General features: G+C 36.3%; 14 protein-coding genes and 1 other RNA gene. 2 read left to right on the top strand and 13 right to left on the bottom strand.

Features of this window, described 5'->3' with window-relative positions; all coding sequences use genetic code 11:
• Positions 1-102 precede the first annotated feature (102 nt).
• Positions 103-777 carry a hypothetical protein gene (locus ACXYMX_RS08685; protein ID WP_459043855.1) on the top strand — a complete coding sequence of 225 codons (675 nt, stop codon included), beginning with the start codon at positions 103-105 and terminating at the stop codon, positions 775-777.
• Between the two features lie 145 nt (positions 778-922).
• Positions 923-2656 (top strand): phospho-sugar mutase, encoded by a 1734-nt coding sequence (locus ACXYMX_RS08680; RefSeq protein WP_459043888.1) that lies wholly within the window; start codon positions 923-925, stop codon positions 2654-2656.
• A 77-nt stretch (positions 2657-2733) separates the two neighbouring features.
• Here ACXYMX_RS08680 and ACXYMX_RS08675 read toward each other — a convergent pair whose 3' ends face one another.
• The 13 genes from ACXYMX_RS08675 to ssrA all read right to left on the bottom strand — a co-directional run bounded on the left by ACXYMX_RS08675 (position 2734) and on the right by ssrA (position 14682).
• Complete coding sequence (locus ACXYMX_RS08675) at positions 2734-3777, bottom strand: lipid II:glycine glycyltransferase FemX (protein ID WP_459043887.1); 1044 nt, start codon at positions 3775-3777, stop codon at positions 2734-2736.
• A gap of 55 nt (positions 3778-3832) precedes the next feature.
• The gene (locus ACXYMX_RS08670; protein WP_459043854.1) at positions 3833-4546 is read right to left on the bottom strand and encodes an acetyltransferase; all 714 of its coding nucleotides are present in this window, start codon (positions 4544-4546) and stop codon (positions 3833-3835) included.
• Positions 4547-4687: 141 nt separating this feature from the next.
• On the bottom strand, positions 4688-5938 hold the full coding sequence (locus ACXYMX_RS08665; protein WP_459043853.1) for a type III PLP-dependent enzyme domain-containing protein: 1251 nt from the start codon (positions 5936-5938) through the stop codon (positions 4688-4690).
• Between the two features lie 28 nt (positions 5939-5966).
• Positions 5967-6989, bottom strand: coding sequence for a dTDP-glucose 4,6-dehydratase (rfbB, locus tag ACXYMX_RS08660; RefSeq protein ID WP_459043852.1), 1023 nt, complete (start codon positions 6987-6989; stop codon positions 5967-5969).
• Between the two features lie 38 nt (positions 6990-7027).
• Positions 7028-7924 (bottom strand): glucose-1-phosphate thymidylyltransferase RfbA, encoded by an 897-nt coding sequence (gene rfbA / locus ACXYMX_RS08655; protein WP_459043851.1) that lies wholly within the window; start codon positions 7922-7924, stop codon positions 7028-7030.
• A gap of 8 nt (positions 7925-7932) precedes the next feature.
• The gene (locus tag ACXYMX_RS08650; protein ID WP_459043850.1) at positions 7933-9135 is read right to left on the bottom strand and encodes a DegT/DnrJ/EryC1/StrS family aminotransferase; all 1203 of its coding nucleotides are present in this window, start codon (positions 9133-9135) and stop codon (positions 7933-7935) included.
• A 93-nt stretch (positions 9136-9228) separates the two neighbouring features.
• A complete protein-coding gene (locus ACXYMX_RS08645) occupies positions 9229-10581 on the bottom strand; it encodes a glucose-6-phosphate isomerase (RefSeq protein WP_459043849.1) in 1353 nt (450 codons plus the stop codon).
• 26 nt (positions 10582-10607) lie between these two features.
• Positions 10608-11543 (bottom strand): NAD-dependent epimerase/dehydratase family protein, encoded by a 936-nt coding sequence (locus tag ACXYMX_RS08640; protein WP_459043848.1) that lies wholly within the window; start codon positions 11541-11543, stop codon positions 10608-10610.
• A gap of 309 nt (positions 11544-11852) precedes the next feature.
• Complete coding sequence (locus tag ACXYMX_RS08635) at positions 11853-12014, bottom strand: hypothetical protein (RefSeq protein ID WP_459043847.1); 162 nt, start codon at positions 12012-12014, stop codon at positions 11853-11855.
• Complete coding sequence (locus tag ACXYMX_RS08630) at positions 12001-12585, bottom strand: RNA polymerase sigma factor (RefSeq protein WP_459043846.1); 585 nt, start codon at positions 12583-12585, stop codon at positions 12001-12003. The genes ACXYMX_RS08635 and ACXYMX_RS08630 overlap by 14 nt, the downstream gene beginning before the upstream one ends.
• A gap of 500 nt (positions 12586-13085) precedes the next feature.
• Positions 13086-13655, bottom strand: a complete 570-nt coding sequence (locus ACXYMX_RS08625; RefSeq protein WP_459043845.1) for a hypothetical protein — start codon at positions 13653-13655, stop codon at positions 13086-13088.
• A 324-nt stretch (positions 13656-13979) separates the two neighbouring features.
• Positions 13980-14129 carry a hypothetical protein gene (locus ACXYMX_RS08620; protein ID WP_459043844.1) on the bottom strand — a complete coding sequence of 50 codons (150 nt, stop codon included), beginning with the start codon at positions 14127-14129 and terminating at the stop codon, positions 13980-13982.
• A gap of 191 nt (positions 14130-14320) precedes the next feature.
• Positions 14321-14682: a transfer-messenger RNA gene (ssrA, locus tag ACXYMX_RS08615) on the bottom strand.
• Positions 14683-14710: the final 28 nt, after the last annotated feature.

The raw sequence follows: 14710 nt of genomic DNA, 5'->3' as shown, positions 1-14710 counted from the left end.
AGATTGTACTGAAGATATCGGATTCTAAAATCTCTTCAAAATAAACTCCTTTTTCGTTCGTGTTGCATAGGATAGAGAGGGACTAATGAGAGGAGTGAACGAATGGTAAACATACAACCCGAAGGATTTGGAGAAGAGCAATGGTATCCACAATTACCTGAAGGCTATCATGCTCAGGATATGTACGGTCAAGTGGCACAAGGTTATGGAGGTGGACCCGGATTTGGTCAAGGAATGCCAGGACTTGGACCTCCTGGATTTGGTCAAGGGCCTGGAATGCCGGGCTTTGGACCGCCTGGATTTGGCCAGGGACCTGGAATGCCGGGCTTTGGACCGCCTGGATTTGGCCAGGGACCTGGAATGCCGGGCTTTGGACCGCCTGGATTTGGCCCGGGACCCGGAATGCCTGGATTTGGACCGCCTGGATTTGGTCAGGGACCTGGAATGCCAGATTTCGGACCACCAGGATTCCCACCAGAACAAGGCTATCCAGGTGGGCAACACGGACAGCATGGACAACAGGGACCATCAGCACCACCACCTAATGCCGCGCCACCATACCCAAGCAATCAATTATACGCTGTAGATCCTGGTGCAATCCGTGGATGTCTATATCGCTACACATATGTCTGGTTATCAAGAAGACAAGGTTTTTGGTTCTTCCCAGTCTTTGTCGGACGTACATCTGTAGCCGGATATAGATGGCGTAGTAGATCCAGGAGATGGGTTTACACCGGAATAGATTTAAACAAAATCGATCAGTTTTCCTGTTTTTAAATTAATTTTTCAGCCGAACAAAGCGATTCCATATACATTTGGAGTCGCTTTGTTTATAACGTTAACTCATGAACAAGGATAATACCCCTTTATATCGAATAAACTACAAGAGCTAGTTAATTCGTTATAAAGGGGTGTTATCTTGATTACTGTTGCAGACTTGTATCAGGCGTGGACAAACGAACATTCTCTATCACCCGATTTACAGCAAGAGTTAGCGACAATAGCTGACGATAAAGTACAAATAGAAAACCGTTTTTTTCAACCACTCTCTTTTGGTACGGGTGGAATGCGTGGCATAATTGGGGCTGGGACAAATCGAATCAATATCTATACAATACGACTTGTTGCCGAAGGACTTGCACTTTTAATTCAATCGGCTGGAAAACAAGCAATGCAACGCGGCGTTGTCATCGCCTATGATACAAGGCACTTGTCAAAAGCATTTGCACTTGAAACCGCTAAAACAATTGGAAAATACAATATCCGTGTTCTTTTATTTAAAGAAAGTAGACCAACACCCCAATTATCATTTGCAATTAGACATTTAAATGCCTTTGCAGGAGTTGTTATTACCGCAAGCCATAATCCTGCACAATACAACGGATTTAAAGCCTACGGTGAAGATGGTGGACAACTTCCGCCAACTGCAGCAGATCAAGTCGTTCGGCATATGAAGAGTATCCAAAACATCTTCTCCGTTAACGTTCAAACTGAAGAATACTTATTGAAAAGCGGATTGCTTTTATATGTTCTAGAAGAATTGGACTTTGCTTATCAAGAATGTCTATTAACTCTAAAGAATGATGCAAATACAATTGAAGAATACCGAGACAATATTGCAATCGTCTATACTCCACTTCATGGGTCAGGTTTAATTCCAGTAACTGAAGGTCTCAAGTGTTTTGGATTTACAAATGTAACAGTTGTTCCTGAACAAGCGAATCCTGATCCTGAATTTCCTACTGTACTGTATCCAAACCCAGAAGATCGGGCTGCATTTGAATTTGCTATTCAACTAGCCCGAACGAAGAATGCAGAATTACTGTTAGCAACCGACCCAGATGCAGATCGACTTGGAGTTGCTGTGAAGAAAAGTAATGGTGAATATGAATTATTGACCGGAAACCAACTAGGAGCACTTCTTATCCACTATATTCTTCATCAGAAAGAACAAAATGACACGCTCCCTTTAAACGGTATCGTAATGAAGACCATCGTCACTTCAGAACTCGGACGAGCAGTCGCTACCAAATTCGGTATAGCGACACTGGACACTTTAACGGGTTTCAAATTCATCTCTGAAAAAATTGAGGAGTTTGAAATGAGCAAGGAATATACTTTCTTATTCGGCTACGAAGAAAGTTATGGCTACTTAATAGGCAGTTTTTCGCGAGACAAAGACGCGGTACAAGCTGCTTTAATGACAGCTGAAATGGCGGCTTATTATAAATCCTTCGGAAAATCATTATACGATGCATTAATCGATTTATTTAATGAATTTGGCTACTTCCTAGAAGAGTTGCGATCGATTACTTTGGAGGGTAAAGAAGGTCAAGGTAAGATTGTCCGTATTATGGAGAGTTTCCGAAACAATCCACCACATTTTATTGGCGGAATTCCAGTAGCCGCAATTGAAGATTACCAAACGGGTTTATGCCATAAATCAGACGGGTCGATTGAAAAGTTAGATCTTCCGCAAGCTGATGTTTTAAAATTCTTTTTAGAAGATGAATCATGGGTTTGCATACGACCGTCTGGAACAGAACCAAAATGTAAGTTTTATTTTGGAGTTAGGAAGGAAACAGAGGTGGAAGCAAAGGAAACGATTTTTGGGATTGTTGAGGAATTGATGCTGCTCGTTGACAGAATTTCTTGAGTGACTAGATGAAATCGATTGATAAAAACGAAGGTACTCAGTGAATACTCCTGAGTGCCTTCGTTTTCTATTTCATTCTACACAACATATTCTTCATCTTTATTCCGAGCTCTATAAAGAGGAAAATAATCCTTCTGCAAATCAAGATTTTGTTTTTCTTGAACTAGATATTTATATATTGTTGAATCTAGAATAGTTGTCCCGAAGTAGTATTCATAATTGTTATTATTTGTAAAGGATACTTTGTATTTAAAAAGATTATCATTTTTTTCATATCCCCCGCCTAGATGAATAAGCGTACAATTTTTAGATTTTGAAAACTCAATCATATAATCGAAAAGAAGATTATTTGGCCTTAGTGGTAAACTCTCTGTTCTAGAGGCTCCTAGATGGTAATGCGCAAATTTTTCGGTTGTATAAAGTAAGATTGCAGAAATTACTTGTTCTTCATGGTATGCAAAGAGTAAGTGTGAATTTGATATTTCAGTATTTACTAATTGTTTTTCTATAAACTCATAAGTAAAAAAGTAAAATTCACTTGCTAGATTCCGATTCATCGTTTCATTGTATAAGGATAGAAACACTTCAATATTTTCTTTATTCTTTATCACTTCCTGACATGTAACACCTTTTTTATATGCTTTTCGGATATTTCTTTTATTCATAGAAGTATACTGAGACCGAATATCCTCTAAATCATTTGTTAAATCTACAGCCGTTGTTTCTCCCCTATAGTTAAGTGTACAGTATCCAATCATACTTGAAGCATTCTTGAATAATGGATGAAAAGTAATGACTTCCGAAATAATCGTTTCACTTTTACAATACGAGATAAATTCATCTCTAAATGATCTCATAACTCCTACATCGCCTATGTGTAATGGCCCCCCATATCCATAGGGTGTGATGATGTCGTATATCACTTGTTTATAGTTCGAATCTATTTCTCTAACAATAATCGGATAGACGACAATCCCACAATCATTTTTATAATAAATTAATTTTGCTTGTCCTTTTTCATGAGTTGCAAACGCTGTACAATACTCATACGTATAATAAACATCAGAGAATTCGAGACTCTTTATTATTTCATTCCACTCTGCTTGTGATTCAATAACCACAAATCCCAATTTACTTACCCTCCTAAGTTACCGTCTAGAATAGTACCTGTTTTACTCAATGTACTACTTGTTCAGTTTTTTCGCTCTCGAGATTAAAGTGGCTATATACATCAATTGCTGATGGCTTTGCAGGACTCCCTTTGTAGATTTTCCCTGCTATTGTATTTTTTATCACTAATGCACCAGACGAGATAAAACAATCTTTTCCAACCTTAATCTCATCATTAAATGTGCTATTAACACCTATAAAACAATTCTCACCGATTTCACAACCACCCGCGATGATTGCATGTGAAGAAATAAAACAATTATCTTTAATAACTGATCGGTGTCCTATATGGTTTCCACTCCATAAAATAACGTTATTCCCTACACTTACATGATGCTGAAGAACATTATTCTCAAAGATAAAGCAATTCTCTCCGATTGTTACATTTCTCCAAACAAAAGCATTGGAGCTAACATAGGATACGAATTCATAGCCCTTATTTTTTGTTTCTTGAAATAGTCTCGTTCTTAATCGATTAAAATTAGTATAAGGAATTGCTACAAATGCTTTATAATCTGTCTCTGGATATGTTTGATTTATAGTTTCGAAGGGCACCACTGGTAAATCGTACAGTGTATCCTCTTTTATATATTGCTCTTCCACAGCAAAAGCGACTATTTCATACGGAGAATCGTAAGTGAAATATTCATATGCAATTTCTGCAAACTCTCCAGCTCCAATAATTACAAGCTTCTGTCCATTTTTGTTGGGCTTTTCCATCTTGTAAAACCACCTTTTCATTTTATTCTTTCCATACAATAAAACTTCGAAATCAAATTTCCATGCGCACAATTAACGAAGTCAAATCAATTAATTAGCATGAATGCATACATAAATTGGAATAGGCCCTTAAAATTAGTACTAAAAGACATATAAATTCTCATTTATAAAATCATCTAGTTTCTCTACTTTCCTCACTACCGTATAATCCTCACCGTTCCAAGCATAGATTGGTGGTCTCTCTTTTATAAATGGTGGATCTAGAACAATTGTATATGCACCTACATTACTAAAACTCAGGAAATCTCCCGGTTTGGGTAATTCTCCAATATAGTCAATTGCTAGGTAATCATTTTCCATGCATGTTATACCAACTACATTGAACGTTTCGTTTTTGTAGTTACCATTCTTTTCTTTTACTAGTTTCATTGGCATGTTTTTTTTGTGTAATTTCGGTTTGATATTATGAACGCTCCCGTTGACTAAGACAAAGTATTCATCAAGATTTTGTTTAACATCGATTACTTTACTATAAAATTTAAATGTATCTACTACTAGTGACAAACCGGGCTCTATTATTAATAACGGGGCATTTTTAAAATAAAGTTTCTCATCATTTACTATCGAACATATCGTTTCTGCATAATCCTCGTATGATGGGACATCCTGTAAATTCATTTCAACTGGTACATTGCCATAAAATCCGCCGCCTACATCAATGTATTCCAATGTATTAGATAAATACTTTTTTCCAAGATTGCATAAGTTTTGAGTGATCTTTTTAAAAACAGATAGACTTCTAGTACTTGTAGAAAAGTGACCATGTAATCCAACAACAGCCAAGTTTGGGAATCGACTTAATCTATCAAGAGCTTTTTCAAAGTTACCATTCCTAACGCAAAAACCGAATCTACTCTGCTTATACCCACTTTGAAGCGGGCTGACTTCATCAATAGACATATCAAAGTTGACCCTAAGACCTACCTTATACTGCCGATGAAAGTTTTCAGCAACATACTTTTCCACCATCTCAATCTCATAAAATGAATCCAGATTGATAATGCTATTGCCCTCTAGAGCTATTGAAATATCCTCGTATGCTTTAAGTGGACCATTATAAATAATTTCATTTGACTTATGTCCTATTTTTAAAGCTAATTCATATTCCATTTTGGAGACAACCTCCGCATGGGCGCCTAGTTCAGACATTTCCTTAATTAATGAAGGAAGATAATTAGTTTTGTATGAGTAGCCAATAATTATATTGCTATACCGGTTACTAAAAGCTTTAAACATTTCCGTATAATTTTTTCTGAGTTTTTCCATATTGAAAATATAAAAGGATTCCCCATAATGTCCTTGTACTATATCTATAACATTTAAGTTTGTCATTTTACCTCCTAGTAACCTTTAATTCATTTTATATAATCAAATCTGCATAGATAGCCGAATTCATCCACTTCCTATTGGACAAATACCACTTAATAGTAGTATCAAGTCCCTCTTCAAACGTAAAAGATGGTGACCACCCAAGCTCATTTGTTATCTTCGAATTATCGATTGCGTACCTTCTATCATGCCCCAGGCGATCTTCCACATACTCAATTAAATCTTCACCCTTGTCTAAGGCATTAAGAACTAATTTAATAATTTCAATGTTTTCTTTCTCATTATTTCCACCAATATTATAAACCTCACCTAGTTTTCCCTTATGAAAAACTGTATCGATTGCAGAACAGTGGTCATCTACATAGATCCAATCCCTAACCTGCTTTCCATCTCCGTATAAAGGTACCGCCTTATTCTCCAATACATGTTCAATTGTTAGTGGAATTAATTTTTCGAGATACTGATAAGGACCGTAGTTATTCGAACATCTAGTGGTTATTACTGGGAGCCCATACGTTTCATAATAGACTCTTACTAACATATCAGCAGATGCTTTTGATGCCGAATAAGGACTATTCGGAGCTAGTTGACTCTCTTCAGTAAAATATCCATATGTCCCTAGGGTTCCATAAACTTCATCTGTAGAAATTTGAATATACTTAACATCTTCTTTAAATTTTTTACATTTTTTATCATCTGGATTGAGCTTCCAGTTTTCCTTAGCAGTTTCCAGCAATACTTTTGTACCTAGGATATTTGTTTTCAAGAATATGGTAGGATCATCAATGCTACGATCTACATGGGATTCCGCAGCAAAGTTAATGACTGCTTGAATGTTAAATTCCCGAAATAGATTACTCACTAAGACCTGATCGCCTATATCCCCTTTAATAAAGTGATAATTAGGATTGTCTGATATACTTTCTAAATTTGTTAAATTTCCTGCATAGGTTACTAAATCAAGATTGATAATTGTATAGTCATATTTTGACAGCATATATTTTATGAAATTTGCTCCTATAAATCCCGCACCGCCTGTTACTAATATGTTCATAAAGACATCACCCTTTACACCTTATTTTCCTAAACTTATTAACTATAGATAAGAGAACCAAAAGGCTCTTTAGACTTTGCTACTTCAATTAAATATTTACCGTAATCTGTCTTCATTAACGGCTGTGCCAAAGAAAGCAACTGTTCTTTCGAGATGTAATCTCTTCGATACGCAATTTCTTCAATACAAGAAACATATAAACCCTGTCGCTTTTGTATTGCCTCTACAAAGTTTGAGGCTTCTAATAGTGATTCGTGCGTTCCGGTATCTAACCATGCTAATCCTCTGCCCATTATTTCTACTTTCAATTCATCACGCCATAAGTACTCATTAATCACACAAGTAATTTCTACTTCACCACGAGCAGAGGGTTTAACATTTTTTGCGTATTCGATAACACGATTGTCAAAAAAGTATAAGCCTGGAACCGCATAAGAGGATTTTGGATAGATTGGTTTTTCTTCAATAGATAGTGCATTCATATCCTCGTCAACTTCAACAACACCATACGCTTTTGGGTCGTTTACATAGCACCCAAAAATGATTGCTCCCGTTGTTATTTGCGCTGCCCGTTGTACCCGATTTCCAAAATCTGATCCATAAAATATGTTATCCCCAAGAACCAATGCCACTGAAGAATCACCTATAAACTCTTCCCCTACAATAAATGCTTCCGCAAGACCACTTGGTTGGAATTGGATTTCATAATTCAACTTAATCCCTAGCCCACTCCCGTCGCCTAGTAGTTCTTTAAAACTCTCAACATCTCTTGGCGTTGAAATAATTAAAATCTCTCGAATTCCTGCAAGCATCAGCACAGACAACGGATAATAGATCATTGGTTTATCGTATACGGGTAACATTTGCTTAGACATGGATTTTGTTAAAGGATAAAGACGTGTTCCAGATCCTCCTGCTAAAATAATACCCTTCATAGTTTTAATCACCCTATCATCTGACGTTTTGGTAGTGCAATCGTGTCCGCATGGGATTCAGTAAGTATTCTACAAATCTTAATAACCGCATCAATTTCAAGCTCCCCATAAAAAGGCATAGCTAATACTTCTTTAACAGCCTTTTGAGCTTGTGGAAGTTCGCACTTATTGGCAGAATCTAAATTTTTATACCAATGAAAATCACTACATAGTGGATAAAAATATTTTCGTGTGAAAACATTATAGTTTTTCAATTTCTCGAAAATCCAATCCCTTGAGTGACCATACTTATCTTTATCAATTTCAATGACTAAATACTGATAACTACTTTTTTCATACTCAAGGTTCGTTAACAACCGGATACCTGGTATGTTGGACAAGTACTTCTCATATGTTTTTTTAATCTGGTGCCGTTTCTTTCTTTCCTCACTAACCAATCCCAAAACTTCTAATCCAACAGCTGCCTGTATTTCGTTCATTTTTGCATTTAATCCCGACAAAACTACTTCCTCTGGGCTTGCAAGACCAAAGTTTTTTAATTGATCTAACTTGTCCTTTAATGCGATATCTTTAAAGGCCAACGCCCCGCCCTCCACTGTGTTGAATAGCTTTGTCGCATGAAAACTAAACATCGTCATATCACCATAACTACTGATTGGACGTCCATTTAGCAGAGTTCCAAACGTATGAGCGCCATCATAAATTACTTTCAAATTATGCTTATCCGCTATTGCCTGAATCTTGTCCACTTCACATGGATTGCCAAAAACATGTACGCCTAGAATGGCACTTGTCTTTTCCGAAATAAGTGCCTCTATTTTAGTTGCATCAATTGTTAAGGTGCCAGGTTCAATATCACAAAATATCGGAGTCAGTCCATTCCAATCAAGTGCTTGTACCGTTGCTGGAAAGGTAAAAGGGGTAGTTATAACTTCACCTGTTAGATCCAAAGATTTGATACCTAATAATAAAGCAAGTGTTCCATTATTAAATAGAGATAGATTATCAGTATTTAAGTATTCCTTTATTTTATTCTCTAACCTTTTATGCTGGATACCATTGTTTGTTAACCACTTGCTATCCCATATCTCACTAAGCTTATTATTCATATCTTGAAGTGCGGGTAAGAGTGGCCTAGTTACATATATGGGATCACTAAACTTTTCAATCGTGAAAACCTCCCTATTTAATAAACTTGTCCATACTAACAACTTCTCTAATTAGGTTTGTATTATTGAAATCTTTTGTATAAAAAGCTATTTAGCACGGGTTATATTATCTTCAATGGGTATCAGCAATAGAATTTACACTAAAATCTTATGCTCTGCTTCCTCTTTTATACTTTGACTTTCTGGACTCCCTAAAAGTCTAACCATATTCTTTTTATAAGCCTCTACTCCAGGCTGATCGAATGGATTCACACCAGTCAAATAACCGCTCATTGCACATGCTAACTGGAAAAAATAGACTAGATAACCAAATGTAAAAGGAGTCGCTTCTGGAATACGAATAATTAAATTCGGTACCCCTCCATTCGTATGAGCTAGCAGTGTGGCTTCAAATGCTTTTTCATTAACATGGCTCAACGTTTTTCCACTTAAATAATTTAAATTATCCAGATCGCAATCTTCTTTTTCAAAAACATATTTTCTTTGTTCTTTCTCTATATGAATTATTGTTTCAAATAAATCACGTCTGCCTTCCTGTATATATTGTCCAATCGAATGCAAATCAGTTGAGAATATAGCTGTCGACGGAAATATCCCTTTCCCATCTTTCCCTTCACTTTCAGCGAAAAGTTGTTTCCACCACTCAGTGAAGTAATGGAACCTCGGCTCATAACTAACAAGAAGCTCATTCTCTTTCCCTTTGCTATAAAAAATATTGCGAATGACGGCATATTGGTAGGCACTATTTTTAGTTATTTCTTCTTGCTTTAAGTCAGATTGTGCTTTGGCGGCACCTTTCATTACAGCATCTATACAGATACCACTTACAGCCATTGGAAATAATCCAACAGAAGTCAATACTGAAAAACGTCCTCCTATGTCACTTGGAATAACAAATGTTTCATACTTTTCGTTTGTAGCAACTTCTCTTAATGCTCCCTCTTCCTTATCTGTCGTTACATAAATACGTGATCTTGCCCCTTCTACCCCATACTTTTCTTCAAGTATCTTTCTGAAAACCCTGAATGCAATAGCAGGTTCTAGAGTTGTTCCTGATTTTGAAATCACGTTTATTGAAAAATCCTTTCCGTGTAGTAAATCGATTAAGTCTGTCATATATACTGAGCTCAGACTAGTTCCGGCAAAAATAATTTGTGGGGATTTTCTTTGTTCTTTTGAAAGTAAGTTCTCGAAACTATGTGAAAGCATCTCAATTCCAGCTCGTATCCCTGTATATGAGCCACCGATACCAATCACTAGTAAAATCTCACTAGTAACTCTCACTTTGGAAGCTGCCTGTATTATTTTTTGAAAATCCTTTTCATCGTATTCATTAGGGTAATCTAGCCACCCCAATGTTTTTTTTGCCGAACCTACCTTATTTCGTATTTTATTATGAAAATAATGAACAGTACTTTGTAAATTCTCTAATTCAAACTCATGGAAATATGAAAGACTTTTAGAATAATCAAACGTTACATGTTCCATTTGTCTACACCTACTTCAATTGAGTACTATATTCGAATGTTTTCAGCAACATGCTTATTGGAATAGTATTCCACAGTTTCTTCTAACCCCACTGACAATGATCTTTCTGCCAACCATTTTAGTTCTCTCCTAGCCCGATAGTTATCCAAGATGCTTTTTTCAATTTCTCCTACTCTTCTTGGTTCATAAGATGGTATTGTTTTCACACCTACCAGTTCAGATATTTTATAATACAAATCTTCTATTTCAGTTTCTGTGCAAGAACTAATATTAAAAATCCCTTTTGCATTACCCATCAACGCTAACCTACAAGCAACCGCAACGTCTTTCACATAAATAAAATCTCTAGTTTGGCTACCACCGTAAATACTAACCCTCTTATTTGCTAACAGACGATTAATAAAAATAGAAATTACACCTGCTTCACCAAGTTCATTTTGCCTTGGTCCATAAACATTTGAAAAACGCAATATACAACTATTCAATTCATTTGAATTACTGTATTGCGTAATGTAATTCTCCGCTGATAGTTTAGATAAAGCATAAAAAGATTGTGAGTTTATTGGATGAGTTTCATCTACTGGTAAGTATTTAGGTTCACCGTAAACAGCTGCAGATGAGGCAAACAGAAACTTCTTTACATTATATTTTTTCGATAGCAGCATTACTTTTACAGTTCCAACCGTGTTCGTATGAAAATCGAAATAGGGGTCACTCATAGAGACCATTACCGAGGCTTGTGCGGCTAAATGAATTACATAATCAGGTCTTTCCTCTATAAATATTGATTCTAATTTCTCATCATTCAGATCTAATTTGTATAATCTAACCCCAAAAGGTACATTTTTCTGAAATCCGGTTACACAACTATCTATAGCAACCACTTGCATATTATTCCGCAGTAATTCTTCAATAACATGAGAACCTATAAATCCTGCACCACCAGTTACTAAAACTTTCAAATAGCCTTCCTCCTACCCTAAAAAATAGTTTTCTTATCTCTAGATTTAATGATGTACAAGTAATTATTCACAGGTAAACAAAGTCAATCAGCTAACTTATTAATAAATGCTTGTCCACAAATTCCACTTCAAGCAGATTTATCACAGCATGGAATTCACATGATACTTACAAGTTATTCATTCAGTGATAAGAATATACTTAATTACGATTCCTCCATGTATATTTTGGGATTTTGAGATTATTTTAAAGTAATGTTGGTAACTACCTATTCTATGCTCATAAATACTCTTCTATGTGTAACTGAACGCTTACTTTCCTTTTAATGAATACTTTCTATTTTTCTTTCTTTTATATTCCACGGCATTCCAAGATTCGGTTGGTGTTAAACTTGGAGGTGGTGTTCTCTTTAATTTCTCGGCCAGTGTTTCGGAGATTAATTGATCCAAATCATATTTTTTATACTTTGACATCAATGATCAGCCCCATTATCTCCGGTTTTTTTTCAAACGATTCTTTCAATTTTAATTTAGCACGATAAATTCGAGTTTTAATTGTATCAATTTTAATTTCTAATGCATTTGATATTTCTTCGTATTTCATATCCGCGTAATAATAAAGAAGAAGAACCTCTTTATGCTCAGCTGAAAGCCCATCGATTTCTTGCAGTAATATTCTACCAATGAACTTCTCTTCAACTATGGTTTCTAATGTTGTAAGAGCATCATCATTTTTGGAAATGATATCTCCGATAATTTCGTCTTCTGTTGCAATATCGTTCCAACGCTTAAGTTTCCGAAGATAGTCGATTGCTGTGCGTGTAGCGATTGCGGCTAACCATGCACCTAACTTTTCGCCATCTCTAACCGTGTGCATATTATCAAATGCTTTAATAAAGGTTTCTTGCAGCACATCTTGTGCCAAATCTCGGTCTTTTATAATGTAATAGGCTGTGTAGTAAACTCGTTGATAAAACATTTCAAATATAACTCGCTCCGAATCACTATCCTTTTTGGAAAACTTATATAGTAGTTCCTTGATCAATATGAACACCCCCGCAGCCTTATATTTCCACCTATTCCCCAACCATTTAAAAGTACCTGAGACACTAAAAACACTCCCCCTTATAAAGTTTTACCTACTTTCAATTGACTTAATTTGCTTATCGACCAAGCCTTATACCTCACAGACCGCTAATTTTTATTAATTGTTCCCATATTCTGAATTAATGACTTTCGATCAGAATTGACTTAAAACTAGCGCACTACTTTTTTCCCGTTTAAGTAAGTTTGTGGAAAATAACCCTTTTTAGTAGATAAAGTCGAAAGGTTAATACTCTTGGAATCTCCAGAATTCTTGGCCTTGAATACAACCACTCAATATATATTTACACACAAAAAACGACCTTATCCGAAGATAAAGTCGTTTTTCAATGTACTATTTTGTTATCAAACCAGTTCTCCAATTTTTAATAAATCTGTGACTAAAGTATAGTGGTTTTATGCCATAAATAAACATCCTTATTTACCATGGTATTTAGTCGTTCACGATTCTTTCCATTCGTTCAACTTCTCCATCACTAAATCATACGTTTTCTGTGAAATATCCGGAAGCACTCCACCTAACATTTCCTTTGCTTCTTTAAAGCCATCCTCAATTGCATTTTTTAACTGATCAAATTTACTTTTATCGCCACCGGAAATTGCATTGGCAAACTCCACTATACGATCACTAACCATTTCAGGACTATATGCCCCGCCCTCACCGATAGCTTGTTGTGCCTCCAAACGAGATTGATCGTCTACAAAGAATTCCTTATCTTCGCTTGCCACATCATTAAATTTTAAACCTTGCCTTTCTAAAAGCTCATGAACTAAGTTACGCAAGTGCTCATATGCTTTCTCGCTCTCCGCTTTTAAGCGATTAATCGTATTCGTATCTACCTTGTACGTTGGCTTCTCATACACTACGCTTTGTTCTTTGTTAGAAGGGATGTACTTATCGATTTGTTTGTTGTTCGACCGCTCGTTTTCTTTCACAGTATCTTGTCTAACCGATGCAGGCTCACTACTTTTAGGGATTCTACTAGCAGGTTGGTTCGGTATTATCTTCATTTTGCTTCCTCCTTTTCTGTATTTTTCTAACTACTTAATAAGTATATCGGTAGAAAACAGAAAAATTTGATAGCAAGTCCTCTTTGTGACCAAGGCATAACTACGCTAATTTCTATGTTTAGTTCATAAATCAAAAAAGGATATTGCCAAGGAATTTAATCTCCTTGGCAATATCCTTCTTAATACAACTATATTTTCATACACATTTCTATGGAGTGAACCCGCGCCTAGGATCTAATTGTCCAAGCGGATAGATTGTCTATTCGTTTCACGTATCAGTTTGCCATTGATCCGTGTTTGGTAATAGAAAGATTCATCTTCTTTCTATTTATCTGTTTGTTTTTTCTTTTTTTCCAAATACTCCGCACGCAATTTTTCAAGATGCTGCTTTTTATCAAATTGGGCAGGCTTGTTTTTTTCATGATACTTTGTCACAGATGCCTTACCTTTGCTATCTAATTGATACTTCCCCACTTTGTTCACCTACTTCTCTAGTCTATCGCACCTGTGCACCAAACAACTCTGAAAAGATTCCAAATCGTTTCTGAATTGCGCCGTACACAGGCATCCATTAAAAACAGAAATAAAAATAGGGATATTGAACAAGAGTTCAATATCCCTACTCTACTAAAACCATTAATACGACTACATTATCAGCCATATTTCTATGGAGACGGCGGGAGTCGAACCCGCGTCCAGAGGCTCTAATTACTTAAGCGTCTACGCGTATAGATTGTCTATTAGATTTCACGTATCAGTTTGCCGACAATCAGGGCGGCATGTACGCTACTTCTGAGAATCTCTTCCGTCTGCCTCAGATGGCAACAGACGTCGTATCCCACTATAAGTTGAGCCTTGCAATTAGCACATGGGCGATGTAACTACAAGGCAGATTCAACAGCTTACGCTGCGAATGCTAGGTTGTTGTTTGTTTTGCCTGTTATTATAAGTGCCGTTTCTGACGGAGCCGAGCCCTCCGACGCGCAACTCAAGCTCAGACCACCCCTGTCGAATCCGTAACGCCCCCGTTATGGGATTGTCAGGAAGACCTTTTT

This window comes from Sporosarcina sp. CAU 1771 (assembly GCF_054482775.1).
The sequence above is the reverse complement of the archived record's forward strand: the minus strand, read 5'-3'. Positions and strand labels throughout refer to the sequence as shown.